Here is a 25025-nt window from a genome sequence, read left to right as displayed (position 1 = left end):
GACAGGCCGGGAGCCCCGGCCGCAGGTCTGCGAGACTCTACTACGCCCTGACCACTCGTTCGAGGGTCGAACCCGGCCTCTCTTCGCCCCGGCCCGGATCGTGTCCGGATCGGCACCGGGATCACCGGTTTGCGCACCGCCGCAGCGCCGCCGCAGCACCGCCGTCATGCCGCCGTCACGCCGCTGACCGGCGGCGCGAGGACGGCGGACGACCGTTCCACGGCACTTTCCGCACGACCCGGTGCCGATCTCGTCGCGTCACGGTCACAACCCTGGGCAGTCGGCACGCTATCCGATAGTTTCGCTCCACCTGCAGGACTGATCGGGGGGATCGTGCGCGAGTTCACCACCCCCGCCCCGGTCGGACCGCCGGCCACCGGCGGACTGGCCGACTCGCTCTACGACACCGCCGAACGCTCCCCCGGCCTGCTCCAGTTGACCCGCCCCGCCGGGAGCGCCCGGTCCGCCGGCGCGAGCGGCTGGCAGGACGTCACCGCGGCCAGCTTCCGCGACGAGGTGCTCGCCCTCGCCAAGGGCCTGCTCACCCGCGGCGTGCGCTACGGCGACCGGGTCGCGCTGATGTCCCGCACCCGCTACGAGTGGGCGCTGTTCGACTACGCACTCTGGTCGATCGGCGCGATCCCCGTCCCCGTCTACCCCACCGCCGCCCCCGAGCAGGTCCGCTGGATCCTCGCCGAGACCCAGGCGGTGGCCTGCCTGGTCGAGGACGAGGACCACGCGATGACCGTCGGCGCGGTCTGCGACGCGTTACCCGACCTGACCGGCATCTGGCAGCTGGACCGGGGCTGCGTCGCCTCGATCGTCGAGGACGGGCGCGAGGTCCCCGACTCGCTGGTCCACCGCCAGCGGCTCGGCGTCACCGCCGGCACCGTCGCCACCGTCGTCTACACCTCCGGCACCACCGGCCGCCCCAAGGGCTGCCTGATCACCCACGGCGCCCTGGCCGCCGCGGCCGACTCGCTGCTCGCCTGCTGGGACGAGGCGCTGCGCGACACCGGCGGCCACCAGCCCTCCACCGTGCTCTTCCTGCCGCTGGCGCACGTCTACGGGCGGATGGTGCAGATCGCGGCGGTGCGCGGCGGCTTCCGGCTCGGCCACGTCCCCGAGGTGTCCACCGACGCCCTGCTGCCCGCGCTCGCCGCGCTGCGCCCGACCTTCCTGCTCGTCGTCCCGTACGTGCTCGACAAGGTGTTCCAGCAGGCCCGGCGGGCCGCCGAGGAGACCGGGCGCGGTGAACTGTTCGAACAGGCCCGGCAGGTGGCCGTCGACTGGGCCACCTGCCGCGAGCAGCGCGCCTTCGGGCACGGCCCCGGCCCGGGCCCCGCGCTGCGGCTGCGCCACCTGGCCTACGAGCGGACGGTCCACCAGCGGCTGCGCGCCGTGTTCGGCGGCCGGCTGCGGACGCTGATGTGCGGCGGCTCGACGCTGGAGCGCGAACTCGGCCTGTTCTACACCGGGATCGGCTTCCAGCTGTACGAGGGCTACGGGCTCACCGAGACCTCCGCCGCGATCACCGGCAACCCGCCCGGGCGCTCGAAGGTCGGCACGGTCGGACGGCCGGTGCCCGGTGCCACCGTGGCGATCGCCGACGACGGCGAGGTGTGGGTGCGCGGCCCCGGCGTCTTCGGCGGCTACCTCAACCACCCGGGCTGCACCGCCGAGTCGCTGATCGACGGCTGGTTCGGCACCGGCGACCTCGGGCGCCTGGACGAGGACGGCTACCTCACCATCACCGGCCGCAAGAAGGACCTCATCGTCACCAGCAGCGGCAAGAACCTCGCCCCCGCCGCCCTGGAGCTCCGGGTCGCGAGCCACCCGCTGGTCTCGCAGTGCCTGGTGGTGGGCGACGACCGCCCCTACGTGGGCGCGCTGATCACCCTCGACCCGGCGGCGCTGGCGCACTGGCTGAAACGGCGCGGGCGCGGGCAGGCGGACCCGTGGGCGGTGCTCACCGACGAGGACCTGCACGCCGAGATCCAGCGCGCCGTCGCGGCGGCCAACACCGCCGTCTCCCGCGCCGAGTCGATCCGCGCGTTCCGGCTGCTGCCCCGGGAGTTCGGCATGGAGCAGGGGCTGATGACACCCTCGCTGAAACTGCGGCGGGCGGCGATCACCGCGTACTACGCGCAGGACATCGAAGAGCTGTACGCCCCCTGACGGCGCGTCTTGTCCTTTTTGCCACCGGGTCGGTGAGCGGAGCGCGGTCCGCCACTCCTTGACGATCGCAGTGGTCCAGTCCATTGTTTTTCTCCGGTCCGAGTGCGGCACGCCGACGGCTCCCGCCCCCTCCGGGAGCATCCCCACATTCCCACCTCCCCCATCCCCACCTCCCCCATCCCCACGCCCGCGCGCCCGCCCCAACGGGCGCGCCCCCACGCAGGAGTCCCCACATGTCCATCTCCTCGCGCATGTCCGCACGCCTGTCGGCACTGGGCGCCTGCGCCGCGCTGCTGACGGCCGGTCTCGCCGGGCCCGCCGCGGCCGCGGCGCCCGGGGCCGCCGCCGCGCCCACCGTCAACCTGGCCACCAACCCCGGGTTCGAGATCCCCGCCTCCTCGCTCGCCGACTGGGGCAGCGTGCCCGGCTGGCGCTGCTCCGGCGGGCCCGCCGAGGCCTCCGTCACCACCGCCGCCCCGCACACGGGCGGCTCCGCCCTGGCCGTCGCCCCGGCGGGCGACGAGTCCACCGGCGAGTGCGCGCAGACCGTCTCGGTCCAGCCCGGCACCACCTACACCGCCTCCGCCTGGGTCCGCGGGAAGTTCGTCTTCCTCGGCGCCACCGACGGCACCGACCGCCCGACCGCCCCCGCCTGGAGCGAGGACACCCACGGCGGCTGGCAGAAGCTCACCACCCGCTTCACCGCGGGCCCCACCGCCACCACCGTCCGCCTCGCCGTCCACGGCTGGTACCAGCAGGGCCCGTTCGCGGTCGACGACGTCCGGGTGGACGGCCCCGCGCCCGCCCCGGCGACCGCCGCCGCCTCGGTGGCGACCAGCGACAAGGTGGTCTTCTTCACCGTCGACGACGGCTGGCAGACCACCCCGGAGGCGGAGCGGTTCATCGCCGACCACCAGCTGCCGATCACCGCCTTCCCGCTGCCGATGGCCGCCGCCGCGAACCCCGGCTACTTCCAGCGGGTCACCGGCGTGCCCGGGTCCTCCGTGCAGAACCACAGCGTCTCCCACCCGGACCTCACCAAGCTCTCGCCCGCCGAGCAGCAGGTGGAGATCTGCGACGCCCGGGACTCGCTGACCCGCCTGTTCGGCACCGCGCCCACCGTGTTCCGCCCGCCGTACTTCGCCTGGAACACCGACACCCTGCAGGCCGCCGCCAACTGCGGCATGCGCACCGTGCTCACCGCCGACGCGGACTTCAGCTGGGGCGCCTCCAACATCTGGCACGAGGGCACCCTGTCGCCCGGGGACGTCGTCCTCCTGCACTGGACCGACACCCTCGCCGGCGACCTCCAGCGCGCCCTGGCCGCCGCCGAGACCGCCGGCCTCAAGCCCGCCGGACTGGCGTCCTACCTGCGCTGACGCCGCCTCGGCCCGGTTCCGGCCCGGTTCCGGCCCGGCTCCGCGCCGACGCCTCGCGTCGCACCACCACGCACCACGCCGCACCGCCGGTCCCGTACGGGGGCCGGCGGTGCGCCCGTTCCGCGCGCTGCCCGTGGCCGGGGCGGGATGCCCGGGAGTTGGAGCGCTCCGACCCCGACTGCCGCCGCCGGCCGCGCGCCGAGCACCACGCGCCACACCGCTCGCGGCCTCACTCCTCGCGGCCGACCGCTCGTTGACAGCGGCCGGAGGGGGTGCTCTGATGGGCCGCGTGCAGCGTGGCGCCGGCCAAAGAGACTTGGGCCGGCCGGCGACCGGGCCGGCACCCGACACCGAGGGACGACGCGTGACGAATCCGTACTCCGCTCCCCTTTCCTGACCTTTCCGCACGGCCGCGGCCGAGGTCCGCGGTCGTCCTTTCCCCTGTTCGGAGATCAGTCCAGACACATGCCCATGTCCTCTTCTTCCTCTTCTCACTCCCCCCTGTCCTTCAACCAGTCCGTCATCGAGGAGTTCCGCGCCAACGGCGGGAGGGTCGGCGGCCCCTTCGAGGGCGGGAACCTGCTGCTGTTGACCACCGCCGGCGCGCGGACCGGGCGGGCGCGCACGGTGCCGCTCGGATTCGTACGGGCCCAGGGCCTGTTGCTGGTCGTCGCCTCGGCGGCCGGTGCGGCCGAGGACCCGCAGTGGTACCGCAATCTGCTCGCCCGCCCGGCGGTGCGGGTGGAACTCGGCGAGGAGGCGTTCGACGCGACCGCCGTCCCGGCCGAGGGCGCGCGGCGGGACCGGCTCTTCGCGGACGTCGTCCGGGCCGCGCCCGGGTACGGGGACTACCAGCGGCACACCCGGCGGGTGCTGCCGGTGGTCGCCCTGGAGCGCCGCTGAGCGAACGGGCCCGGTCAGAACCTGTGCGTGCGCGCTCAGGCCTGGGCGGAGAACACCGGGAGGTAGCCGCCCGACTGGCCGGCGGCCTTGGGGTGATAGCTCTCGTCGACCGGCAGCGTGGTGCTGTTCAGCCAGGTGGTGCTGGAGCCGCAGATCTCGTGCTCGCGGAAGATCGAGCGGACGTCGCCGAAGGCGAAGCCCGCGTTGGCCGCGCGCTTGGCGAGGACGTCGTCGAGCACGTCGGCGGCGCCGTTGATGGCGGCCCGCTTGGTGTCGCCGATGCCGAGGATGCAGCTGCCGCCGACCTTGTACATGTGCGGGTAGCCGAGCACGACGACCCGGGCGTTCGGCGCCTTGGAGCGGATCGTCGAGTAGACCTTGTCGAGCTGGGCGGGCAGCGTGCCGGTGGCGTAGTTCTTCGCGGCGGCGACGGCGTTGAGGCAGGCGCTCTCGGAGTCCAGGACGCACGTCTGCATCGTGTCCGCGAAGCCCGCGTCGTTGCCGCCGACGCTGATGCTGACCAGCGTGGTGGTCGAACTGAGCGCGGACAGCTGGGTGTTGAGCACATCGCCGGTCCTGGCTCCGGAACAGGCGACGAACTTGAACGACGCCGGGGCGTGCGCGTTCTTCCACAGGTACGCGTACGCGTTGGTGCTGCGCTTGCAGCTCCCGCTCTCGCTCGTGTAGCTGCCGGCACCGACGCCGGCGGAGTACGAGTCGCCCAGAGCGACGTAGTTGACACTGGCGGCGTGGGCCGTGCCGGCCGCGGCCAGCGTGGTGAGGGACAGGAGGGCCGCGGTGACGGCGGCGGACATGACTCGAGCAGGGCGTGGCATGAGAGTCTCCCGGTAGTGACGTGTGTCACGGAATTTGATACCAGGCGGTAGCTTTCCTGTGAAGTTGTCATGCCAAGCGAAATGACGAACAGTCCGACAACAACAGGGGGAACGCGCCCTTTTCTCACTACGGGCGACCGCGCGAGCGCCGGTGGTGACCGAACGAAGCGTCACCCGTCCGGGGAGCGGCGGCTATTCGGGCTCGCCGTCGTGGAGGACGATCTCCAACTCGAAGCCCTGGCGGTCGATCAGATGGACCGCCTCGCCGGTGTCCACCCGGACCGTCCAGCCGGCGGCGAGCGCGGCGGCCACCGCCGGGTGGCCGCCGTGCACGGCGAGGTGGTTGAGGCCGGCCCGCAGCCGTTGGTGACCGCCCGGCAGCAGCGCCGGTGACTGCTCGATCACCAGGTAGGCGTCACCGAGGCGCCAGCTGCGGCCGCTCGGCCAGTGCTGGAACGGCTCGCACCCGAGCGCGAGCAGCACCGGACCCCACTGCTCCGCAGCGACCGCCAGGTCGTCCGTCCACAGCTCCACGTGGTGGAACAGGCCCCGGGCGCGGGGCGGTCGGGACGCGCTCACCGGCCGCCGCGCCGACCCGACGGACAATCCGCCGGGCGACCCGTCGGGCGATCCGGCACGGGGGTCGGTTCGCCGGGAGCGGCGCCGGGGGCAGCCTCGGGGAACACCTCGCAGCCGGCGACCGGCAGTTCCTCGATCGTCTCGTTGGCGGCTGCGGGCACGCCGAGCCACCGGACGGCGGCCGTCACCGCCGCCCGGGCCTGGCGCAGGCCGGGCGTGCCCCAGCCGAGCAGCTCGACGGCGAGGCCCGGCGCCACCAGCAGCCGCCGGTAGTGCCGCCCCGAGGCCGGGTCCGGCGCACTCGGCCCGACCGCCCGAAGAGCGGCGGCCATCCGGACCCGGGCGCACTCGTTCCCGCCGTTGGCCGAGCCGACCCGGTCGTAGAGGTACCCGAGGTAGTACGCCGTGCCGATCAGCGCCTGCGCCTCCTCGCCCGCCTCCCGGGCCAGCGCGGAGCCGGGATTGCCGGCGTCCTCCGGCTCCAGCGACCCGCCGGGCAGCGAGACGATGCCGTCCTTGGGGTTGACCAGCGTCAGCACCCGGCCGTCGGGGGCGAACAGCCACCCCCACGACTGCTTGACCGCGAGGCCCGGGGGCACTTGTTCGCCCGGCCGCCACGGCCACCCCGCGGTGGGACGCCGGCGCACCCGGCCGAGCAGCTCGGCGATCTCCGCGCTGTACTCGATCCGGCTCATGCGTCCCCCTTTCGGTGTCGGGCTCGCCGGACCGAGGGTGCGCGGGACGTTCACGGTGCACGGGGACGTTCGCGGTGCCCGGTTCGGGGCCGATCGGGCGGGAACGGCGGCGTGGGGCACCGACCGTTCCCACTGTTGATCTTTCCCGAAATCTTCCCCGAACAGGCGGTCGATGAACAGTCCCCAGCGCCGCTTGGTGGACACCGGGGGCCGAACGCCCTGGTCAGCCCCGGTCGGCCCCGGTCACTCCCCGTCAGTCCAGGGGCCCACCCCCCTCCTCCGCCGCGGGCGCCGCCGGGAGGGGGAAGCCCGGCAGCGGGACGGCGGCCGGCGGGAAGGGCAGGCCGCGGCCGACGTCGTCGGCCAGCTCGTCCAGCACCTCCCGGACCGTCATCGGCCGCAGCCGCCCGCCGTGCAGCGCCCAGCCCCGCACCGTCTGCCCGCCGGGCGCCGCCGGATCCCCGTGCAGCACCATCGCCCCGACGCCGCCGGCGGCCAGCCCCGCCGCCAGCGTCACGCAGAACGCCTCCCCGTCCCGCCCCGCCGTGGCGAACCGGCCCCGCTCCACCAGGAGGTCGCTCGCCGCGGTCAGCTCCTCGCCGTCCTCGGGGCCGTGGCAGCGCAGCGTCACCAGGTGGAGGCCGTCACCGGCGCCGACGGCCACCGCCGACCCGACCTCGACGGCGTGCCGCATCACCGCCACCAGCCGCGGCTCCGCCCGCGCCCCCTCGCCGACCGCCGCCAGCAGCGCCGCCATCGCGATGGAGATCCGCACCCTGGCCCGGTGGTCGTCGGCCAGCTCCGGCAGCAGCACGGCCAGCCGCTGCCCGGTGTGGACGAACGGCTCCCCGGCCAGCTCGGGATCGGCCGCGTACGCCACCCGGGCCGCCGCGTCCCCGGGGTCGAAGCCCAGCGCCTCGCAGTACTCCTCGTAGTCCGCCGGGTCCAGCACCCGCAGGTGGACCTCGAAGCCGTTCCCGCCCAGCGCCCTGAGCTGGACCGCCACCCGCCGCAGGTAGGCCCGGAACGACAGCCCGCCGAACAGCCCGTGCCCCGCGAGGTCGGCGAAGTCGGCGGCGCGGACCACCACCGCGAGCGCCACCGGCTGGGGCGGCGGCGCCCCGCGCGGCCGCCCCGCCCGCCGTCCCCGCGCGCCGGGCCCGCCCGGACCGCCCGGACCGCCCGGACCACCGCCCGGAGGCCGCCCGCCGAGGCCCCGCGCCACCGGACCGCCCGGCCCGGGCCGGCGCCGCCCCGCACACCCACCACGCATCGCGTCCCGCACGACCATGACCCCTTCCTCCCGCCGTCCGCACCTGTCGCACCGGCCCCACGAGCCCCTCGGCTCCCGGCGATCGTGACCATACACACGGTCACTGACAATCGACGCGGAGCGACCGCCGGGAGGAGGCCCGGAGCACCGGCGGGGCGGGCGGGGAGTCCCGTTCCGTGCCGGACTGTCGGTGGCGCCCGTTATGGTCGGGGACCATGCGACTGCTGCATACCTCCGACTGGCACCTGGGGCGCTCGTTCCACCGGGAGAGCCTGCACGACGCCCAGCGCGCCTTCCTGGACCACCTGGTGGCGGTGGTCCGGGACGAAGGCGTGGACGCCGTGCTGGTCGCCGGTGACGTGTACGACCGCGCGCTGCCGGGGCTGGAGGCGGTGGCGCTGTTCGACGACGTGCTGCACCGGCTCGCGGGCCTCGGCGTGCCGACGGTGTTCATCAGCGGCAACCACGACTCCGCCCGCCGCCTCGGCGTGGGCGCGGGGCTCATCGGCCGGGCCGGCGTCCACCTGCGCACGGACCCGGGCGAGTGCGCCGAGCCGGTGCTGCTGGCCGACGAGCACGGGCCGGTCGCGGTCTACGGGCTGCCGTACCTGGAGCCGACGCTGGTCCGGGAGCGGTTCGGACTGGCGCGCGGCGGCCACGCGGCGGTGCTCGGCGCGGCGATGGACCAGGTCCGGTCCGACCTCGCGGCCCGGCCGCCCGGCACCCGCGCGGTGGTCCTGGCGCACGCCTTCGTCACCGGCGGCGAGCCCAGCGACAGCGAGCGCGACATCGCGGTGGGCGGGGTCGCGGCCGTCCCCGCCGCCGTGTTCGACGGCGTGCACTACGCCGCGCTCGGCCATCTGCACGGCTGCCAGACGCTCGCCCCGCACCTGCGCTACAGCGGCTCCCCGCTCGCCTACTCCTTCTCCGAGCACGAGCACCGCAAGAGCATGTGGCTGGTCGACCTCGCGGCGGACGGCGCGGTCACCGCCGAGCGGGTGTACTGCCCGGTGCCCCGGCCGCTGGCCCGGCTGCGCGGCCGGCTCGACGAGCTGCTCACCGACGAGCGGTACACCGCCGCCGAACAGTCCTGGGTGCAGGCCACCCTCACCGACCCGAGCCGCCCGGGCGAGCCGATGGAGCGGCTGCGCCGCCGCTTCCCGCACACCCTCCAGCTGCTCTTCGAACCGGAGGAGACCACCACCGCCGCCTCCGCGTCCTACGCCGCCCGGGTCGGCGGGCGGAGCGACCTGGAGATCGCCGAGGGCTTCCTGCGGCACGTGCGCCCCGGCGCCGCGCCGGACGCGGAGGAGCTGGACTGGCTGCGCGAGGGCTTCGAGCGCGTCCGGGAGACCACCGACCGGAAGGCGGAGCTGCCCCGATGAGACTCCACCGGCTGGAGGTGACCGCGTTCGGCCCCTTCGCGGGCACCGAGGCGGTCGACTTCGACGCGCTGGCCGCCGGCGGGCTGTTCCTGCTGCGCGGCGCGACCGGCGCGGGCAAGAGCAGCGTGCTGGACGCGGTCTGCTACGCCCTCTACGGCGAGGTGCCCGGCGCCCGCCGGGCCAACCGGCTGCGCAGCGACCACGCCGAGCCGGACCGGCTGACCACCGTCCGGCTGGAGCTGACGCTGGGCGGGCGGCGGCTGGAGATCACCCGCGTCCCGGAGCAGCCGCGGCCGAAGAAGGTCGGCCGGGGCATGACGCTCGAACGCGCCCAGACGCTGCTGCGCGAGTGGTCGGCGGACGGCGCGGGCACCGGCGACGGCGCACCGGGCTGGCGGGCCGTCAGCAAGTCGCACCAGGAGGCCGGGGAGGAGATCCACCGGCTGATCGGGATGAGCCGGGACCAGTTCTGCCAGGTGGTGCTGCTGCCGCAGGGCGACTTCGCGCGGTTCCTGCGGGCGGACTCGGAGGAGCGCGGCAAGCTGCTGCGCCGGCTGTTCGACACCGAGCGGTTCCAGTCCGTCGAGGCCTGGCTGGCCGAGCAGCGCCGGGCCCACGAGGCCGCCGTCCAGGCGGGGCGCCGGCGGCTGCGCGACCTGGCGAGCAGGGCGGAGCAGGCGGCCGGCCCGGGCGCCGAGCCGGCCGCGGGCCGGGTGCCCGGTGAGGAGGAGTCCGGCCCGGCGGGTGCCGCGGCGGACACCGAGCTCACCGCCGGCGTGCTGGGCTGGGCGGCCGTGCTGCGCGGCGGCGCGGCCGAGCAGCTGACCGTCGCCGGGGCGGCGCTGGCGGGCGCGGAGGAGGCGCACCGGGCGGCGCAGCGGGCGCGGGAGGCCGCCGAGCAGCTGGCCGACCGGCAGGACCGGCACCGGCAGGCGGTGCGGGAGGCGGCCCGGCTCGCCGAGGACGAGCCCGCCCGGGCGGCGGACCGGCAGCGGCTGGCGGCGGCGCAGGCCGCGGTCGGCGTCGAGCCGGTGCTGCACCTGCGCGAGCGCGCGGCCCAGGCGTACCGGCGGGCCCGGGAGGAGGAGCACCGGCACCGGGCGGTGCTGGCCGAGGCCGCCGACGGCCCGGCGGGGCGCGACGTCGTGGTGGACGGCGGCCCGGCTCCGGCGCACGCCGAGGCCGAGGAACTGGCCGAGGCCGAGCGGCGGCTGCGGGCGGAGATCGTCCGGCTGGAGGCGGCCCGGGAGGACGAGCGGCAGTGCGCCGAGCTGGACGGCGCGCGGGCGGCGCTGGCGGCCGACCTGCGGCGCGCCGAGGACCTCGCCGAGGAGGCGGGCGACTGGCTGGCCGACTTCGAGCCCCGGCTGGCCGCCCTCCAGGCGGAGGAGTCCGCCGCGCGGGACGCCGCCGGGCGGGTCGAACGGCTGGACGCCCGGCGCGCGGAGCTGGCCGCCCGGCTCGCCGCCGCCCGCGACCGGGACGGGCTGGACCTGGAGATCGACCACGCCCGGCCGCGCACGCTCGCGCTGCGCGCGGAGGCGCTGGACGCCCGGCAGCACGGCCTGGACCTCCGCGAGCGCCGGCTGGCCGGGATGGCCGCCGAGCTGGCCGCGCGGCTGGGCGCCGGGGAGCCGTGCCGGGTCTGCGGCTCGACGGAGCACCCCGACCCCGCCCGCCCGGTCGGCGAGCCGGTCCGGGCCGAGGACGAGGAGCGCGCCCGGCGGGCCCAGACGGCCGCCGAGCAGGCCGCCGAGGCGGCGGAGCGGAAGCTGTCCGGCCTCCAGGTGCGCCGGGCGGCGGCCGCCGGCGCGGCCGGGGAGGAGCCCGCCGGCGCCCTCGCCGAGGCGCTCGCCGGGCTGGAGCGCGAGCACCGCGAGGCGCTCCGGGCCGCGGAGGGCTCGGCCCGGCGGGCCGAGCGATCGAGCGGCTCACCGCCGAGCAGGCCGTCCGCCGCACGGCGCTGGCCGGGGCCCGGGAGCGGAGCGCCGAGCTGGCCGCCCAGTCGCGGACCCTGCACGCCGAGCAGGAGAAGCTGGGTGCCCGGGTGGCGGCGGCCCGGGGTGACGCGCCGTCGGTGGCGGCCCGCGCGGCCGCCCTGGACCGTCTGGCCTCGGCCGTGGCGGCGCTGGCGGGCGCGGCCCGGGCCGCCGCCGAGGCGGCGCACCAGCTCAAGCGGGCCGACGACGAACTGGCCGGCGCCGCGGTGGCGGCCGGGTTCGCGAGCGCGCAGGACGCCGCCGCCGTCCTGCTGCCCCGGCCGGAGCGCGAGCGGCTGGAGCAGCGGTTGGACCGGCACCGGGCGGAGCTGGCGGCGGCCGAGCGGCGGCTCGCCGAGCCGGAGCCGGCCGAGGCCGCCGCCCGGCCGCCCGCCGACCTGCCGGGCACCCGCGCCGCGCTCGGCGCCGCCACCGACCGGCTGCGGGCGGCGCACGCGGCGCGGGACGCGGCCCGGGTGCGGTGCGAGGCGCTCGCCGCGATCGGGCGGCAGTTGGCCGAGCTGGCCCGCTCGCTGGCTCCGGAGCTGGACCGGTACGCGCGGATCAGCCGGCTCGCGGCGCTGGCGGCCGGCACCTCGGCCGACAACCGGCTCCGGATGCGCCTGGAGTCGTACGTCCTGGCGGCGCGGCTGGAGCAGGTGGCGGCCGCGGCCAGCGACCGGCTGGTCCGGATGTCCGGCGGCCGCTACACCCTCGTCCACAGCGACGGCCGGGGCACGGGCAACAAGCGCTCGGGGCTGGCGCTGCGCGTGGTGGACGCCTGGACCGGCACGGAGCGCGACACCGCGACGCTCTCCGGCGGCGAGAGCTTCTTCGCCTCGCTGGCGCTGGCGCTCGGCCTGGCCGACGTCGTCACCGACGAGGCCGGGGGCATGCCGCTGGACACCCTGTTCATCGACGAGGGCTTCGGCAGCCTCGACGAGCACACCCTGGAGGAGGTGATGGACGTCCTCGACGGTCTGCGGGAGCGGGACCGCGCGGTCGGGATCGTCAGCCACGTCGCCGATCTGCGCAGCCGGATCCCGGCCCAGCTGCTGGTCCGCAAGGGCCGGCACGGCTCGACCCTGGCCCTGGCGGGGCGGGAGGACGCCTGACGGGCGCCGCGGGATCGGGGTCGGGGCCGGGGGGCGGACCCGTTCCGCTCGGTCCGGTTCCGGTCAGCCGGAGCAGGCGATCCGCTGGGCCTGCTGCCACGTGCAGACGGGGCAGAGGGTGCTGCCCGGGTGGTCGGCGGGCAGTTCGGTCGGCTCGCCGCACAGCACACAGTCCGCTCGCGGGCCGGTGAGGCCCGGGTCGGGCAGCAGGGCCGCCACGGCGTCCCCGTCGCCCGGGGCGAGGACGCAGACCTGGTCGGCCGCCGCCGCGCCGTCGGTGCCCGGGGCGCCGGTGAGGACCCTGTCGTTCACGGCTGTTTCGCTCATGGGGCCCTCTCTACTCCTCGGCCGGGCCCCGCGCAAGGCGCTCCGGGGCGGGCGCTACGGTGGCGGCATGCCCGACTCGCCCGGTACCGCACGACCGTCGTCCGCCCCGGAGCGGCTGCTGCTGGCCGCCCGGGCCGCCGCGCCCAGCTACCGCGAGGTGGGCGCGACCCGGGGCACCCGGCTGCCGGAGGGCTACACGCACCTGCGGCGGCGGGTCCACCTCGGGCACGGCCCGCAGGTGCTGGCGCGCGCCGGGCGGTTCGTCCTCGGCTGGGGCTGCCAGCTGGGCACCGGCTTCGCCGTGTACCCGTACGCGCCCGTCGAGGAGGGGGCGACCGTGCTGCTGCGCCTCGCCCTGCCCGGCATCCGGTGGCCCCGGCTGGTGATCCCGTGCCGGGTGGTGTGGACGGTGGACGAGCCGGACCGGATCGGCTTCGCCTACGGAACGCTTCCGGGACACCCGGAACGCGGCGAGGAGGCGTTCACGGTGTCCATGGACGCGGCGGGCGAGGTGTGGTTCGAGGTGAGCGCCTTCGCGCGGCTCGCCTCCTGGTACGCCCGGCTCGGCCGCCCGGTCTCCACGCTCTGCCAGTACCTGGCGATCGAGCGGTACCTCGCCTCGGTCGTCGAGGCCGCCGCGACCGGGGCCGCCGCGGAGGCCACCGCCGAGGCCGTCGGGCACGGGTCTGGGACCGGCTAGGCCCTGCCCGGCGCGGGCCGGGCAGGGCAGGGCAGGGCAGGGCAGGGCAGTGCGTGCCAGGTAGGGCGGTGCGGGCCGGTCAGCCCAGGAAGGAGAGCCGGACCGTCCGGCGGGGGTTGTCCCCGTTGGTGTCGACGAGGACCACCGACTGCCAGACGCCGAGCGCGAGCCGCCCGTCGATCACCGGCAGGGTGGCGTGCGGGGCGACCAGGCCGGGGACCACATGGTCGCGGCCGTGGCCCGGGCTGCCGTGCCGGTGCCGCCAGCGTTCGTCGGCGGGCAGCAGGTCGCGCAGGGCGGCGAGCAGGTCGTCGTCGCTGCCGGAGCCGGTCTCCAGGACGGCGATCCCGGCCGTCGCGTGCGGGACGAAGACGTTGAGCAGGCCGTCCCGGCCGACGGCGTGCCCGTCGAGGAAGCGGGCGCAGCGGTCGGTGATGTCGAGCGCGACCTCGCGGCTGCCGGTGGTGATCTCGAAGGTCTCGGTCCGGAAGGACGGTGAGTGGGGGGCGTGGGGGGTGTGGGTGTGGTCCGCCATGGCGTCATCCTCGCCCACCGGCGGGGGCCGTCCGACCAGCCTCGCCGACTCTCCGCGCCGGTGGGGCGGGTCGGCGTAAGCTGAGAGGTTCAGACCAATCCCGGCGGCACGGAGACAGCACCGGGACGGCACGGAGACAGCACCGGGACGGCACGGAGACGGTACGGAGAGCGCGCGGAGACGACACCGGGGCAGCCCGGACACGACCCGGTTCCGGGAACGCCGAAGACCCGACGGTCGCCGTGGATCCGTCGGGCCGGTGCGGGTGCGCGCGGAGGGCGGCGGTGCGCCCGGAGGCCGACCGGCCTCTCAGCCGCGGCCGCGCCCGCCGAAGAGTCCGCGCCGCAGCCGGCGCAGCGGCGCCAGCAGCCTGACCCGCGCGTGGCGGCGCGGCGGCGCGGTCGGGGCACCGACGCCGCGCGGCGTCAGCTCCCTTATCAACCCGAGCGCCTCGGCGGTGTCCACCGCCGGGAGTGCGGGCGCGCCGAGCACAGCCAGGTGCCGGTCGATCCGGCGGCCGGTCGTGCCGACACCGCACTGGATCGCCGGCACGCGGGGCCGAGTCCGCACTTGCATGTGTTCCATCTGATTTCCCACCCCTACGAGGCGCCAGGGCCGTGAGGCGAAGACTATCCGCGACAGACGGTCTTCGCGCAACCGTCCCGGTGTTCTGCCACCGTACCGTGCGGCGTCAACTGACACCGCACCAGGGGCTACCGGGCCGGTCACGACTAGGCATCAATGATGGTGCACGACCCGCCGCCCGTCAGCGGGTTCGTCGGGGCGCGCACCCGGCGCCCGTGGTGAAGGTGTGCGCCCGGCGCGCGATGTCACCGGCCCCTCACGTCCCGTGTCCGCCGGGCGGCCGCCGAGAACCGTGACCCCACCCCCGGATCGGTAGGACTATCCGTTTAGGAAGTGAACACAGGCGAGGGATTGACGCGGGCGCCGGCTCCAAGCAGTATCTGTAACGACCACGCGGGCGCGAGCGGCGCCCATCGCCGTGTTCGACTGATGAAGATTCCGGCTCCCCCGTGCCTACTGCCAGGCCGCCTCGACGCTGCGGTGGCCAGGTTCGGGCGGTGCCCGGACCGGCGGCCGGCCGTAGAGGGTCGGCCGGGCCGCCACCAGGCTGCCGGTGCCGCCCCGCACGGGGTCCGGCACCGGCGGTTCCGGCGTTGCGGACCTGCGGGTTCCGCCCTTGCGCCGCCTCGGTAGACTCGGCCAGCGTGCCAGTCCTCCTCAGCATCGTGCTCCCGGTCCACGGGGTGGAGCGCTTCCTGCCGCGCTGCCTCGACTCCCTCCTGACGGACGCGCCCGCCGGCGAGTCCCGCTTCGAGGTGATCGCGGTCGACGACCGCTCCCCCGACCGCTGCGGCGCGATCCTGGACGAGTACGCGGCCCGCGACCCGCGCCTGCGCGTCCTCCACCTCGCCGAGAACCAGGGCCTCGGCGGCGCCCGCACCGCCGCCCTCCCCGAGACCCGGGGCGACTACGTCTGGTTCGTCGACAGCGACGACTGGGTGCCCGAGGGCACGGTGGCCGCCCTGCTCGACGAGCTCACCGCCGAAGCTGAGCGCGAGGGCCGCGGCGAGCCGCCGGTCGACGTGCTGCTGACCGACTTCACCCACGTCTACCCCGACGGCGGCACCGAACCCAACCCCTGGCGGCACGTGCTGGCCGGCTCCCCGCTCGAAGCGGGCTGCACGCTGGCCGAGCACCCCGCGCTGTTCAGGACCGTGATGTCGGTCTGGAACAAGGTGTTCCGCCGGGAGTTCCTGCTCGGGCTCGGCGTCTCGTTCGGCCGCGGCTACTACGAGGACATCTCCGTCACCTACCCCGCGCTGCTCGCCGCCGGGCGGCTGCGCCACCTCGACCGCCCCTGCTACTTCTACCGGCGCGGCCGGGCCGGGGCGATCACCAGCACCGCCTCCGCCAAGCACGCCGACGCCTTCGCCCAGTACGACGCGATCTTCGCCTTCCTGGACCGGCCCGACCGCCCCGGACGGCCCGTCCCGGAGGCGCTGCGCACCCTGGTCTTCGAGCGGACCGTGCAGCAGGCGCTGACCGTCTACGACACCCCCGGGCTGGTCCCGGTCGGGCTGCGGCCCGAGTTCTTCCGCCGGATCGCCGAGCACTTCGCCCGGCACCGCCCGGCGGGCTACCGCTTCCCCGGGGGCGTGCGCGGGGTGCAGTACCGCCTCGCGGCGCGCGGCGCCCGGCGCGCGTACGCGGAGCTGCGCCGCACGGGGCGGCTGCCGCGCGAGCTCAAGCGCGGGGCCAGGGCGGTGGCGCCGGCCCTCAGGAAGGGGGTGCGCAGCAGCGCCCGGTTCACCGCGTACAACGCCTTCCGCCGGATGCCGCTCGACCCCGGGCTGGCGGTGTACGCCGCGTACTGGCACCGCGGTTACGCGTGCAGTCCGGCCGCGATCTACGAGAAGGCGAAGGAGCTGGCACCCGCGATCCGCGGCGTCTGGGTGGTGGAGAACCGGACGCAGGCCGCGACGCTGCCGGACGGCGTGCCGTACGTCATCGTCAACACCCCGGCCTACCTGAAGGCGATGGCCACGGCCAAGTACTTCGTGAACAACGTCAACTTCCCGCGCACCATGGTGAAGCGGCCCGGCACGGTGCACGTCCAGACGCAGCACGGCACGCCGCTGAAGGCGATGGGCATGGACCTCAGGGACCACCCGGTGGCCGCCGACGGGATGGACTTCGACCGGCTCCAGGAGGCCGTCGACCGCTGGGACTTCCTGGTCGCCTCCAACCCGCACACCAGCGAGCACTTCGCCCGCGCCTTCCCCGGCCGCTACGAGATGCTGGACACCGGCTACCCGCGCAACGACCGGCTGGCCAACGCGACGCCGGCCGAGTCGGCAGCGATGCGCGAGCGGTTCGGGCTGGCGCCCGGCCGCACGGCGGTGCTGTACGCGCCCACCCACCGGGAGGCGCGCGGCGGGTACGTGCCGCTGCTGGACGTGCGGGAGCTGGCACGGCAGTTGGGGCCAGGGTTCACCCTGCTGGTGCGCACCCACTACTTCCACACCGGCGGCCCGGGCGACCTGACGGAGCAGGAGGGCGCCGCGCAGATCGTGGACGTGTCGGCGCACCCGACCGTGGAGGACCTCTACCTGGCGGCGGACGTGCTGGTCACGGACTACTCGTCGATGATGTTCGACTACGCCGTGCTGGACCGGCCGATCGTGGTCTTCGCGCCGGACTGGGAGGAGTACAAGCGGGACCGGGGCGTCTACTTCGACCTGTTCGAGCAGCCGCCGGGCGCGCTGACGACGGATCCGCAGGGGCTGGCGGCGGCGCTGCTGGCCGGGGACCCGGAGCCGGCGGCGCGGACGGAGTTCCGCAAGCGGTTCTGCCCGTGGGACGACGGCGGGGCGGCGGAGCGGGTGGTGCGCCGGGTGTTCCCGACCACCGCCTGAGCCCGCGGCGGCCCCGGCCAGGGGCACCGCGGCGCCGACCGGGGGGCGCCCCACCGCCGGGCGGGGAAACGGTGTGAACGCGACGACCGGGCCCCGGGGAACACCCCGGGGCCCGGTCCGGACCGCGAGCGCATCAGCCCTGGCGCGCGGCCAGGAACTCGTCGAAGGTCAGCTCGCCGTCGTGGTTGGCGTCCATCGTCCTGATGACGGCCTCGGCCACGGCGATCGAGGTGGTGAGGTCGCCGAGCTCGCGCGCGACCAGCGCGTACTCGGTGGCGGTGATCCGGCCGTCGCCGTTCACGTCGTACTTGTCGAACGCCGCGCGGATGTCGTTGACGTCTGCCATCGGGCCCTCCCTGGGGTGATCAGCTGCTGATGTGTAATTCCGACGGCCGTACCCTACCCGGCCGTGGTGAGCGCCACGGCCGCCGGGAGTGGACGGCCTCCGGGGTGGGTGTCGTAGTCTGCGGGTCTGATCCCGGCCCGGCCGGGCCGACCGAACGACTCGTCGTAACCCCAGGCCCGGGCACCTCTCGGGCGTGCTCGTCCAGGGAGGGACCATGCTCGATCTCGTCACCAGGCTGGTGCTGAAACCGCTCGCCCGGGGGATCTGGCGGCCCACCATCGAGGGCATCGAGAACGTGCCGCGCAAGGGCGGCGTCATCCTGGCCAGCAATCACCTCTCGTTCATCGACAGCGTGGTGATCCCGCTGACCGCGCCGCGCCGGGTGCACTTCCTGGCCAAGGCCGAGTACTTCACCGGCACCGGGCTCAAGGGCGCGCTGTCCCGCGGCTTCTTCCAGGGGATCGGCGCGGTGCCGGTCGAGCGCGGCACCTACCGCTCCGCGCAGGCCTCGCTGGAGCGGGCGCTGGAGATCCTGGAGGACGGCAAGGCCTTCGGCATCTACCCGGAGGGCACCCGCTCGCTGGACGGCCGGCTCTACCGCGGCAAGACCGGTGTGGCCTGGCTGGCCCTGACCGCCGGCGTCCCGGTGGTGCCGGTGGCGCTGGAGGGACCGGAGGGGATCCTGCCGGTCGGCAAGCGGCTGCCGCGGCTGAAGAAGGTGACGGTCCGTTTCGGCGAGCCGCTGCACTTCGACGAGCTGCACGGGCAGGCCCGCTCGCTCAAGGCCCGCCGCCAGGTCACCGACGAGGTGATGGCGGCAATCCAGACGCTCTCCGGCCAGGAGGTCGTGGGGACGTACAACGAGGTCCCCAAGGCTGCCTGAGCCGGCGCGGCGCGGCCCGGCCCGGTGAGGCGAGGCCCGGCGAGGCGCGGCGAGGGCGGCCGGACCCTCCCGGCTCAGCGGGCGACGGCCGCGACCGGGGCCTCCCGGCGCAGCAGCGCGGCGTAGCGGCCGTCCGCCGCCAGCAGCTCCTCGTGGGTGCCGAGTTCGGCGACCTCGCCGCGGTCCAGGACGGCGATCTGGTCGGCGGCGCGCACGGTGGAGAGCCGGTGCGCGATGGTGATGGTGGTGCGGCCCGCCGCGAGGGTGTCGATGGCCTCCTGGACGGCGCGTTCGGTGCTGTTGTCCAGCGCGCTGGTGGCCTCGTCGAGGATCAGCACCGGCGGGTTGCGCAGGATGGTGCGGGCGAGCGCGAGGCGCTGCTTCTCCCCTCCCGAGAAGCGGTAGCCGCGCTCGCCGACCTCGGTGTCGTAGCCGTCCGGCAGGGCGGCGACGGTGTCGTGGATCCGGGCGGCCCGGGCGGCGGCGACGAGTTCCGCGTCGGTGGCGTCCGGCTTGGCGAAGCGCAGGTTGTCGGCGACCGAGGCGTGGAAGAGGTAGGTCTCCTGGGAGACCACGCCCACCGCGCGGGCGAGGGTGTCGAAGGACAGCTCGCGCACGTCGACCCCGTCGAGGGTGACCCGGCCGCCGGTGACGTCGTAGAGCCGGGGCACCAGGTAGCTGAGCGTGGTCTTCCCGGAGCCGGTCTCGCCGACCACCGCGAGTGAGCCGCCGGCCGGGATCCGCAGGTCCACCCCGGCGAGGGTGGGCCGCTCCTGCTCCGGGTCGTAGCGGAAGTCGACGCCCTCGAAGCGGACCTCGCCGCGGACGGTGTCCAGGGTGACGGGGTGCTCGGGCTCGTCGATCTCCACGGTCAGGTCGAGGTACTCGAAGATCCGCTGGAAGAGCGCCAGCGAGGTCTGCACCTGGACGCCGGTGGCCAGCAGGCCGACGGTCGGGCGGAACAGGCCCTGCTGGAGCGAGACGAAGGCGACCAGGGTGCCCACCGAGACGATCGGGGCGCCGCCGGCCGCGGTCATGCCGGCCGCCCAGTAGATCACCGCGGGCATCGCGGCCATCACGATCTGGATGGTGTTCATCCGCCAGCGGCCGGCCATCGAGGCGCGCACCTCCAGCTCGGCAAGCCGGTCGGACTGGCCGGTGAACTCGCGGGAGAGCGAGTCGGCGCGGCCCATGGTGCGGCCGAGCAGGATGCCGCTGACCGAGAGCGACTCCTGCACCGCCGAGCTCATCGCGGCGAGCTGCTTCTGGCGCTCACCGGTGATCTTCTTGCGCTCGTTGCCGACCCGGCGGCTGATCCAGACGAACACCGGCAGGAGCAGCAGCGACACGACGGTCAGCCGCCAGTCCAGCGCCACCATGGCGACCACCGAGGCGATCACGGCGGTGAAGTTGGAGACCAGGGAGGTGGCGGTGGAGGTCACCGTGGACTGCATGCCGCCGATGTCGTTGGCGATCCGGGACTGCACCTCGCCGGTGCGGGTGCGGGTGAAGAACGCCAGCGACATCCGCTGGAGGTGGCCGTAGACGGCGGTGCGCAGGTCGTGCATGACCCGCTGGCCGACGGTGGTGGAGATCAGCGTCTGCAGCACGCTGAAGATGCTGTTGACCACGGCGGCGGCGACCATGCCCAGCACCAGGGCGGTCAGCAGTCCGGTGCGGCCCTGCGGGATCGCGGTGTCCAGGACGGCGCGCAGCAGGAACGGCGTGGTCACCGACACCACGGCGGAGGCGGCGACCAGCAGGCCGACGACGGCGAGGCGGCCGGAGTAGGGGCGGAAGAGCGCGAGGATTCGGCGCCACTGGGTCGGCGGGCGCGGGTCGCCCTCGGCGCGGGCGGGCGGGGTCCACTGGATGCCTTCGGGGCGCACGGCGGGCAGCCTCCCTCGGACGGCCGGGCGGGCGCGGCGCCCGGGGGCGCGCGCCGACGGCGGGTGGGCGGTCGGGCGCTCGCCAGCATAACGAGAGAGGCTCATAGTTAGCAAAGCTAATAGTGAGATGCGCTCCGCGATGCCGGTCCGGACGCCGGACCGCGCCGACCCGCCGTCGGCTTCGACGACGGCTGCGGCCGGGGCTGCGGCTGGGGCTGGGGCTGCGGCTGGGGCTGGGGCTTCGACGACGGCTGCGGCTGCGGCTCAGGTGGTGCGGTAGGTGCGGGCCGCCTTGGAGGAGACGCCGCCGAGCCTCCCGGACGGCAGCACCCGGGCGATCGCCACCGCCAGCTTGTAGCGCTTGCTCGGCACCGAGACCGAACGCCCCCGGGCCAGGTCGCGCATCGCCTCGTCGACCACCCGCTCCGCGGACAGCCAGCCCCAGGCCGGGATGTTGTCGGTGCCCATACCGGCCCGCTGGTGGAACTCGGTGCGGGTGAAGCCCGGACAGAGCGCCATCAGCCGCACCCCCGTGCCGCCGAGGTCGCGCATCACGCCCTGGGTGAAGCTCACCACCCAGGCCTTGCTCGCCCCGTACGTGCCGCGCGGCAGGAACGCCGCCACCGAGGCCACGTTGACGACGGCGCCGCGCCGGCGCTCGCGCATCCCCGGCAGGGCGGCCGTGGTCAGCCGCAGCACCGCCTCGATGTGCACCTTCAGCATGTCCAGCTCGTCCTGCAGCGGCACCGTGGCGAACGCGCCCCGGTTGCCGAAGCCGGCGTTGTTCACCAGCAGGTCCACCGGGCGGGCGCCGTCCGACAGTCGGACCTCGACGTCCGCGATGCCCCCGTCGGTGGCCAGGTCGGCACCGAGCACCTCCACCTCCACGCCGAACCTCCCCCGCAGTTCCGCGGCGGACCGTTCCAGCCGCTCGGTGTCCCGGGCCACCAGGACGAGCCCGTAGCCGCTCCGCGCGAGCCGACGGGCGAACGCGGCTCCGATGCCGGCGGTCGCGCCGGTGATCAAGGCAGTGGTCATGCAGCGACCGTACCTACTCCCGAGTACCCGCGACACCCCGGTGGCGCCGCTGCGCCGCCACGGGATGCCTCTCCGTGACCGCGGTGACGGAGCGTACAGGGGTGGCGCCGGTCGGTTCGTGCTCGTATCGTCGATCGAGGGGGGCACCGCCGGACCAGGCGGTGGAGATCCGATGAGGAGGCACTCAGATGCTTGCTCAGACCACCCGTACCACTCGGGCACCGCTCGCCACACAGGCCGAGATCGACGCGCTCGGTACGTTGATCACGGAGGACGAGGCGGCCGTCAGCGACGCGCCCACGTACCAGCCCGAAGCCGCGGGCCTGCTCCTGCTCCTCGGGCTCCTCCTGCTCTCGCCGCACAAGCAGCCCAAGGAGAAGACCCGGTAGACCCCCGGATCCCGGTCGGCCCGGTCGAGGCCTCGACCTGGCCCGCGGCCGGGCCGAGGCCTCGACCGACCGGGCCACCGACCGGTCCCGAAGGTCCTGAGCACGCTCCAGACAGGAGAATCCCACTCCATGCCGTTCGCCGACACCACACTCCGCGACGAGTACGCGGCGGCCGTCGAGCGGGTGGCGGGCCGGGTCCTCGACGCCCTCCGGGGCGCCGGGGACCCGGCCGCGCCCACCCGCCGCTCCGCCCCGGGCACCGCCCGACCCGCCCACGCGGCGCCCGAGGGCCCCCTCCCGGCCGAAGGCCCCCTGTCCAGAGCCGAACTGGCCGCGGTGCGGGTCCTGGGGCCCGACCTCTTCGCCCCCTGGCTGCTCGCCGGCCAGCCGCTCGACGGCCCCACCGCCGACACCGCGGCCGAGGCCCTCGACACCTTCCCGATGAGCGAGGCGCCCCCCGCACCCGGCGGCACCGCGGCACGCCCGGCTCCGACGGGCGCCGCGCTCGCCAACGCCTGGCGGGACCGGGCCACCGCACAACTCGTCGAACTGGCGGGCCGCCCCCTCCCGGCACCGGGCCCCGAGCCGGTCCGCCCCCCGGAGCCGGCGGCGGGCGACTGGCCGCAGTGGTCCGTGGCCATGGCCCGGCTCTCCGCCCTCGCCCTCCCCCGGCTCGACGGCCCCGTGCACGAGCTGGCCCGCCGCCACTCGCTGACGCTGGCGCGCGGCGCCACGCGCTCCATGCTCCGCCGCGACTACCGCACCGCCGCCCGGCTCGCGCGCTGGCTGGCCTGGAACGAGGCGGACGGCGGAGCGGCGCACCTGGAACTCGGCCCCGTACTGGACCGGATCCGCGCGGTCGGCGACGGCAGCGCCCGCATGTGGCTCGAACTCGCCATCACCGACCTGCTGTCGGGCGCCGGCACGACGGCCGCCGGAACGCCCCCGCAGCCCGCGCGGCCCGCACAGCCCACGCGGCCCACGGACCGGCCGGCGCGCGGACAGGCCGGCGACTCCCCGGACGGAGCGGCAGCATGACGGACAGTCAGATCATCGGCCTCGCCCAGCAGGTCGGCTCCAAATCGCTGCGCTGGCTGCACTCCTTCTACGAAGGCGGCCTCGGCGGCTTCCAGGAGGACGTCACCACCGACCTCGCCAATCCCAACGAGATCTACAAACCGCTCGGCGAAGTCGCCCTGGCCACCGGCCTGCTGCTGCGCGAGGGGGTCGCCGGCGCCGACGACACGCGGATCGCCCGCCAGGTCATCGACCTCGCCTGGGCCGAACTGCGCGAGGGGGACCTGCTGTACGACCGGCAGCTGCGCTACCCGCTGATGACCGACCCGCTGGAGGTCTACGTCCACTTCGCGCGGGCCGGCTTCCGCCACCGGGCCCTGGAGGAGCAGTTGGCGACGCTGAACCGGCTGCACTCCGTCCGGGCGGCCGAACAGCTCCCCAGCCGCCGCCTGGCCTCCGCCAACGCCCGGCGCGTGATCGGCCTGGACCAGCTGGAGGACTGGGACGAGCTGGCCGCCGCCACCTGGCTCGGCGCCACACCCGAGCCCTGGATCATCGACTGGCTCACCGCCTACTACGTCACGCACTCCGTCTTCCACCTCACCGACTGGGGCGCCCGCCCCGAATGCCTGCCCCCGCACATCCGCGACTACCTGCGCGACTGGCTGCCGGCCTGGCTCGACGTGTGGCAGGAGGTCGGCCACTGGGACCTCGTGGGCGAACTCCTCATCGTCGCCGCCTGCATCGGCGAGCTCGACCACGGCGCGACGGGCTGGGCCGCGCTGGCGTCCGCCCAGCAGCCCGACGGGCTCCTGCCCAAGGACGCCAACACGGCGACGCAGGGGGATCCCGCCCAGTTGCTCACCGACCACGGACACACCGCCGTGGTCGCCGTGGTCGCCGCCACCACCACGCTGGCCCGAGCCCTCGGCGGCACGACCGGGGTGCCCGCAGGCGCGCCGACGGTGGCGGCCGGGGCGCCGCCGGAGAACTAGGTGGCCTCCCTCGAAGGAGCCGTACCGGACACCTACGGAGCCTGGGGCGACAGGGAGTTGGCGGAGCTGGTCCGCGCTGCCGGGCCGGGCGCGAGCGCCGTGACGCTCGCCGTGGCCCAGGGCAGGCGCCAGGCGGTACGGTGCTCCGGGCGGGTGGACCACGCCGGCGGCGAGCCCTGCACTCCCGACACCGTCTTCGAACTCGGCTCCATCACCAAGACGTTCACCGCCCTACTGCTCGCCGACCTGGCCGCACAGGGCGAACTCGCCCTCGACGACCCGGTGGAGCGGCACCTCCCGGCCGGCTGGCGGCCCGCCGACGTCCGGCACGGCGGGCCGATCCGGCTGCTCCACCTGGCCACCCACACGTCCGGCCTCCCGAGGCTGCCGCCGGGACTGCTGACCAGCGCCGTCGCGACCTGGAGCAGCAACCCGTACGCCGCGTACGGCGAACGGCGACTGCGGGCGGGCCTTGCCCGGACCACCGTGCGGCACCGGCCCGGCGAACGGTTCGGGTACTCCAACTTCGGGGTCGGACTGCTCGGGCGGCTGCTCACCGAGGCGGGCCGCGGCGCCGGCTACGCGGAACTGCTCGCCGACCGGATCTGCCGCCCGCTCGGGATGCGCGCCACCACCTGCTCGCCCGACTCGCCGCACCGCGCGACCGGCCACCGGCACGGGCGTGCGCTGCCGCCGTGGCGCATCCCCGGCCTCCCGGGCGCGGGCGCCGTCCGGGCCAGCGGCGCCGACCTGCTCCGGTACCTGTGTGCGCATCTGCTGCCGGGCGAGGGCGGGTCGGCCTACGGGGACGCCCTCGGGGAGGCCCTGCGGGAGGTGCAGCGGCCACGGCTGAGGCTGCCGCGATCGGGTGACCAGCTCTGCCTGGTCTGGAACCACCGGCGCACCCGGGACGGCCGCGAACTCCTGTTCCACTCCGGCGGCACCCGCGGCTGCACCACGCTCATCGCGTTCTGCCCGCAGACCGCCACCGCCGTCGCCGCCCTCTGCAACGCCGGCCCGAGCCGGCGGGACAACTTCGCGCAGGCGGCCTACGACGTCTTCAAACGGTTCGCCCGGGGGGTGGGCGGGGAGTGAGGCGGGGCGGCTGACAGATGACAGCTGACAGCTGACAGATATTGAAATC

22 protein-coding genes and 2 pseudogenes are annotated in these 25025 nt (G+C 75.5%); 13 read left to right on the top strand and 11 right to left on the bottom strand.

Going from position 1 to position 25025, the window contains the following annotated elements:
- Positions 1-333: 333 nt before the first annotated feature.
- The 3 genes and pseudogenes from ACFCLZ_RS30875 to ACFCLZ_RS30865 all read left to right on the top strand — a co-directional run.
- Complete coding sequence (locus ACFCLZ_RS30875) at positions 334-2178, top strand: AMP-dependent synthetase/ligase (RefSeq protein WP_380281169.1); 1845 nt, start codon at positions 334-336, stop codon at positions 2176-2178.
- Positions 2179-2411: 233 nt separating this feature from the next.
- Positions 2412-3557, top strand: coding sequence for a polysaccharide deacetylase family protein (locus ACFCLZ_RS30870; RefSeq protein ID WP_380281168.1), 1146 nt, complete (start codon positions 2412-2414; stop codon positions 3555-3557).
- A 465-nt stretch (positions 3558-4022) separates the two neighbouring features.
- Positions 4023-4454: pseudogene (locus tag ACFCLZ_RS30865) on the top strand (nitroreductase family deazaflavin-dependent oxidoreductase); the annotation flags it as partial.
- Between the two features lie 41 nt (positions 4455-4495).
- Here ACFCLZ_RS30865 and ACFCLZ_RS30860 read toward each other — a convergent pair.
- From ACFCLZ_RS30860 to ACFCLZ_RS30845, 4 genes are all read right to left on the bottom strand, one after another.
- Positions 4496-5275 carry an SGNH/GDSL hydrolase family protein gene (locus ACFCLZ_RS30860; protein ID WP_380281167.1) on the bottom strand — a complete coding sequence of 260 codons (780 nt, stop codon included), beginning with the start codon at positions 5273-5275 and terminating at the stop codon, positions 4496-4498.
- Between the two features lie 213 nt (positions 5276-5488).
- Positions 5489-5875 carry a glyoxalase gene (locus ACFCLZ_RS30855; protein WP_380281166.1) on the bottom strand — a complete coding sequence of 129 codons (387 nt, stop codon included), beginning with the start codon at positions 5873-5875 and terminating at the stop codon, positions 5489-5491.
- The gene (locus tag ACFCLZ_RS30850; RefSeq protein WP_380281165.1) at positions 5872-6570 is read right to left on the bottom strand and encodes a hypothetical protein; all 699 of its coding nucleotides are present in this window, start codon (positions 6568-6570) and stop codon (positions 5872-5874) included. The genes ACFCLZ_RS30855 and ACFCLZ_RS30850 overlap by 4 nt, the downstream gene beginning before the upstream one ends.
- Before the next feature lie 253 nt (positions 6571-6823).
- Positions 6824-7672 carry a hypothetical protein gene (locus ACFCLZ_RS30845; RefSeq protein ID WP_380281164.1) on the bottom strand — a complete coding sequence of 283 codons (849 nt, stop codon included), beginning with the start codon at positions 7670-7672 and terminating at the stop codon, positions 6824-6826.
- Positions 7673-8058: 386 nt separating this feature from the next.
- Here ACFCLZ_RS30845 and ACFCLZ_RS30840 point away from each other — a divergent pair, with 386 nt between their 5' ends.
- The 3 genes and pseudogenes from ACFCLZ_RS30840 (at position 8059) to ACFCLZ_RS30830 (ending at position 12322) form a co-directional block, all read left to right on the top strand.
- Positions 8059-9228 carry an exonuclease SbcCD subunit D gene (locus ACFCLZ_RS30840; protein WP_380281163.1) on the top strand — a complete coding sequence of 390 codons (1170 nt, stop codon included), beginning with the start codon at positions 8059-8061 and terminating at the stop codon, positions 9226-9228.
- Positions 9225-9737 (top strand): annotated as a pseudogene (locus ACFCLZ_RS30835) (AAA family ATPase); the annotation flags it as partial. The gene ACFCLZ_RS30840 and the pseudogene ACFCLZ_RS30835, both read left to right, overlap by 4 nt.
- A 1538-nt stretch (positions 9738-11275) precedes the next feature.
- Entirely contained in the window at positions 11276-12322 is a 1047-nt protein-coding gene (locus ACFCLZ_RS30830) for an SbcC/MukB-like Walker B domain-containing protein (protein ID WP_380281162.1), read from the top strand.
- A 63-nt stretch (positions 12323-12385) separates the two neighbouring features.
- Here the strand turns inward: ACFCLZ_RS30830 and ACFCLZ_RS30825 are convergent, their stop codons facing one another.
- Complete coding sequence (locus tag ACFCLZ_RS30825; RefSeq protein ID WP_380281161.1) at positions 12386-12649, bottom strand: hypothetical protein; 264 nt, start codon at positions 12647-12649, stop codon at positions 12386-12388.
- Between the two features lie 67 nt (positions 12650-12716).
- On the opposite strand from ACFCLZ_RS30825, the gene ACFCLZ_RS30820 reads away from it, so the two are divergent.
- Positions 12717-13349 (top strand): DUF1990 family protein, encoded by a 633-nt coding sequence (locus ACFCLZ_RS30820; RefSeq protein ID WP_380281160.1) that lies wholly within the window; start codon positions 12717-12719, stop codon positions 13347-13349.
- 79 nt (positions 13350-13428) lie between these two features.
- On the opposite strand, the gene ACFCLZ_RS30815 is transcribed toward ACFCLZ_RS30820, so the two are convergent.
- From ACFCLZ_RS30815 to ACFCLZ_RS30805, 3 genes are all read right to left on the bottom strand, one after another.
- Entirely contained in the window at positions 13429-13884 is a 456-nt protein-coding gene (locus ACFCLZ_RS30815; RefSeq protein WP_380281159.1) for a secondary thiamine-phosphate synthase enzyme YjbQ, read from the bottom strand.
- A 309-nt stretch (positions 13885-14193) separates the two neighbouring features.
- Positions 14194-14469 (bottom strand): hypothetical protein, encoded by a 276-nt coding sequence (locus ACFCLZ_RS30810; RefSeq protein ID WP_350542760.1) that lies wholly within the window; start codon positions 14467-14469, stop codon positions 14194-14196.
- Positions 14470-14922: 453 nt separating this feature from the next.
- A complete protein-coding gene (locus ACFCLZ_RS30805; RefSeq protein ID WP_380281158.1) occupies positions 14923-15048 on the bottom strand; it encodes a hypothetical protein in 126 nt (41 codons plus the stop codon).
- 65 nt (positions 15049-15113) lie between these two features.
- Between ACFCLZ_RS30805 and ACFCLZ_RS30800 the strand changes: the two genes are divergently transcribed.
- Positions 15114-17324, top strand: a complete 2211-nt coding sequence (locus ACFCLZ_RS30800) for a CDP-glycerol glycerophosphotransferase family protein (protein WP_380281157.1) — start codon at positions 15114-15116, stop codon at positions 17322-17324.
- 133 nt (positions 17325-17457) lie between these two features.
- On the opposite strand, the gene ACFCLZ_RS30795 is transcribed toward ACFCLZ_RS30800, so the two are convergent.
- Positions 17458-17670 carry an EF-hand domain-containing protein gene (locus ACFCLZ_RS30795; protein WP_380281156.1) on the bottom strand — a complete coding sequence of 71 codons (213 nt, stop codon included), beginning with the start codon at positions 17668-17670 and terminating at the stop codon, positions 17458-17460.
- A gap of 214 nt (positions 17671-17884) precedes the next feature.
- Between ACFCLZ_RS30795 and ACFCLZ_RS30790 the strand changes: the two genes are divergently transcribed.
- Complete coding sequence (locus ACFCLZ_RS30790) at positions 17885-18553, top strand: lysophospholipid acyltransferase family protein (RefSeq protein WP_380281155.1); 669 nt, start codon at positions 17885-17887, stop codon at positions 18551-18553.
- A 74-nt stretch (positions 18554-18627) separates the two neighbouring features.
- On the opposite strand, the gene ACFCLZ_RS30785 is transcribed toward ACFCLZ_RS30790, so the two are convergent.
- Together ACFCLZ_RS30785 and ACFCLZ_RS30780 are read right to left on the bottom strand one after the other, a co-directional pair.
- Positions 18628-20442, bottom strand: a complete 1815-nt coding sequence (locus ACFCLZ_RS30785; RefSeq protein WP_380281154.1) for an ABC transporter ATP-binding protein — start codon at positions 20440-20442, stop codon at positions 18628-18630.
- A gap of 264 nt (positions 20443-20706) precedes the next feature.
- Positions 20707-21480 carry an SDR family NAD(P)-dependent oxidoreductase gene (locus ACFCLZ_RS30780; protein WP_380281153.1) on the bottom strand — a complete coding sequence of 258 codons (774 nt, stop codon included), beginning with the start codon at positions 21478-21480 and terminating at the stop codon, positions 20707-20709.
- A gap of 188 nt (positions 21481-21668) precedes the next feature.
- Between ACFCLZ_RS30780 and ACFCLZ_RS30775 the strand changes: the two genes are divergently transcribed.
- The 4 genes from ACFCLZ_RS30775 (at position 21669) to ACFCLZ_RS30760 (ending at position 24976) form a co-directional block, all read left to right on the top strand.
- Entirely contained in the window at positions 21669-21869 is a 201-nt protein-coding gene (locus ACFCLZ_RS30775) for a hypothetical protein (protein WP_376085565.1), read from the top strand.
- Positions 21870-21998: 129 nt separating this feature from the next.
- The gene (locus ACFCLZ_RS30770) at positions 21999-22907 is read left to right on the top strand and encodes a hypothetical protein (protein ID WP_380281152.1); all 909 of its coding nucleotides are present in this window, start codon (positions 21999-22001) and stop codon (positions 22905-22907) included.
- Complete coding sequence (locus ACFCLZ_RS30765) at positions 22904-23881, top strand: DUF6895 family protein (protein WP_380281151.1); 978 nt, start codon at positions 22904-22906, stop codon at positions 23879-23881. The genes ACFCLZ_RS30770 and ACFCLZ_RS30765 overlap by 4 nt, the downstream gene beginning before the upstream one ends.
- The gene (locus tag ACFCLZ_RS30760) at positions 23882-24976 is read left to right on the top strand and encodes a serine hydrolase domain-containing protein (protein ID WP_380281150.1); all 1095 of its coding nucleotides are present in this window, start codon (positions 23882-23884) and stop codon (positions 24974-24976) included.
- Positions 24977-25025: the final 49 nt, after the last annotated feature.

Origin of the sequence: Kitasatospora purpeofusca (assembly GCF_042691725.1) — a bacterium.
Taxonomy (GTDB): domain Bacteria; phylum Actinomycetota; class Actinomycetes; order Streptomycetales; family Streptomycetaceae; genus Kitasatospora; species Kitasatospora purpeofusca_B.
This window is presented reverse-complemented; position numbering and strand designations above follow the sequence as displayed.

What these genes read in the sequence shown, in the direction of transcription:
- ACFCLZ_RS30870 (WP_380281168.1), top strand. Translation starts at nt 2,412, where the DNA reads ATGTCCATCTCCTCGCGCATGTCCGCACGCCTGTCGGCACTGGGCGCC.
- ACFCLZ_RS30860 (WP_380281167.1), bottom strand. Translation starts at nt 5,275, where the DNA reads ATGTCCGCCGCCGTCACCGCGGCCCTCCTGTCCCTCACCACGCTGGCC.
- ACFCLZ_RS30850 (WP_380281165.1), bottom strand. Translation starts at nt 6,570, where the DNA reads ATGAGCCGGATCGAGTACAGCGCGGAGATCGCCGAGCTGCTCGGCCGG.
- ACFCLZ_RS30840 (WP_380281163.1), top strand. Translation starts at nt 8,059, where the DNA reads ATGCGACTGCTGCATACCTCCGACTGGCACCTGGGGCGCTCGTTCCAC.
- ACFCLZ_RS30825 (WP_380281161.1), bottom strand. Translation starts at nt 12,649, where the DNA reads ATGAGCGAAACAGCCGTGAACGACAGGGTCCTCACCGGCGCCCCGGGC.
- ACFCLZ_RS30820 (WP_380281160.1), top strand. Translation starts at nt 12,717, where the DNA reads ATGCCCGACTCGCCCGGTACCGCACGACCGTCGTCCGCCCCGGAGCGG.
- ACFCLZ_RS30815 (WP_380281159.1), bottom strand. Translation starts at nt 13,884, where the DNA reads ATGGCGGACCACACCCACACCCCCCACGCCCCCCACTCACCGTCCTTC.
- ACFCLZ_RS30810 (WP_350542760.1), bottom strand. Translation starts at nt 14,469, where the DNA reads ATGGAACACATGCAAGTGCGGACTCGGCCCCGCGTGCCGGCGATCCAG.
- ACFCLZ_RS30795 (WP_380281156.1), bottom strand. Translation starts at nt 17,670, where the DNA reads ATGGCAGACGTCAACGACATCCGCGCGGCGTTCGACAAGTACGACGTG.
- ACFCLZ_RS30790 (WP_380281155.1), top strand. Translation starts at nt 17,885, where the DNA reads ATGCTCGATCTCGTCACCAGGCTGGTGCTGAAACCGCTCGCCCGGGGG.
- ACFCLZ_RS30780 (WP_380281153.1), bottom strand. Translation starts at nt 21,480, where the DNA reads ATGACCACTGCCTTGATCACCGGCGCGACCGCCGGCATCGGAGCCGCG.
- ACFCLZ_RS30775 (WP_376085565.1), top strand. Translation starts at nt 21,669, where the DNA reads ATGCTTGCTCAGACCACCCGTACCACTCGGGCACCGCTCGCCACACAG.
- ACFCLZ_RS30770 (WP_380281152.1), top strand. Translation starts at nt 21,999, where the DNA reads ATGCCGTTCGCCGACACCACACTCCGCGACGAGTACGCGGCGGCCGTC.
- ACFCLZ_RS30765 (WP_380281151.1), top strand. Translation starts at nt 22,904, where the DNA reads ATGACGGACAGTCAGATCATCGGCCTCGCCCAGCAGGTCGGCTCCAAA.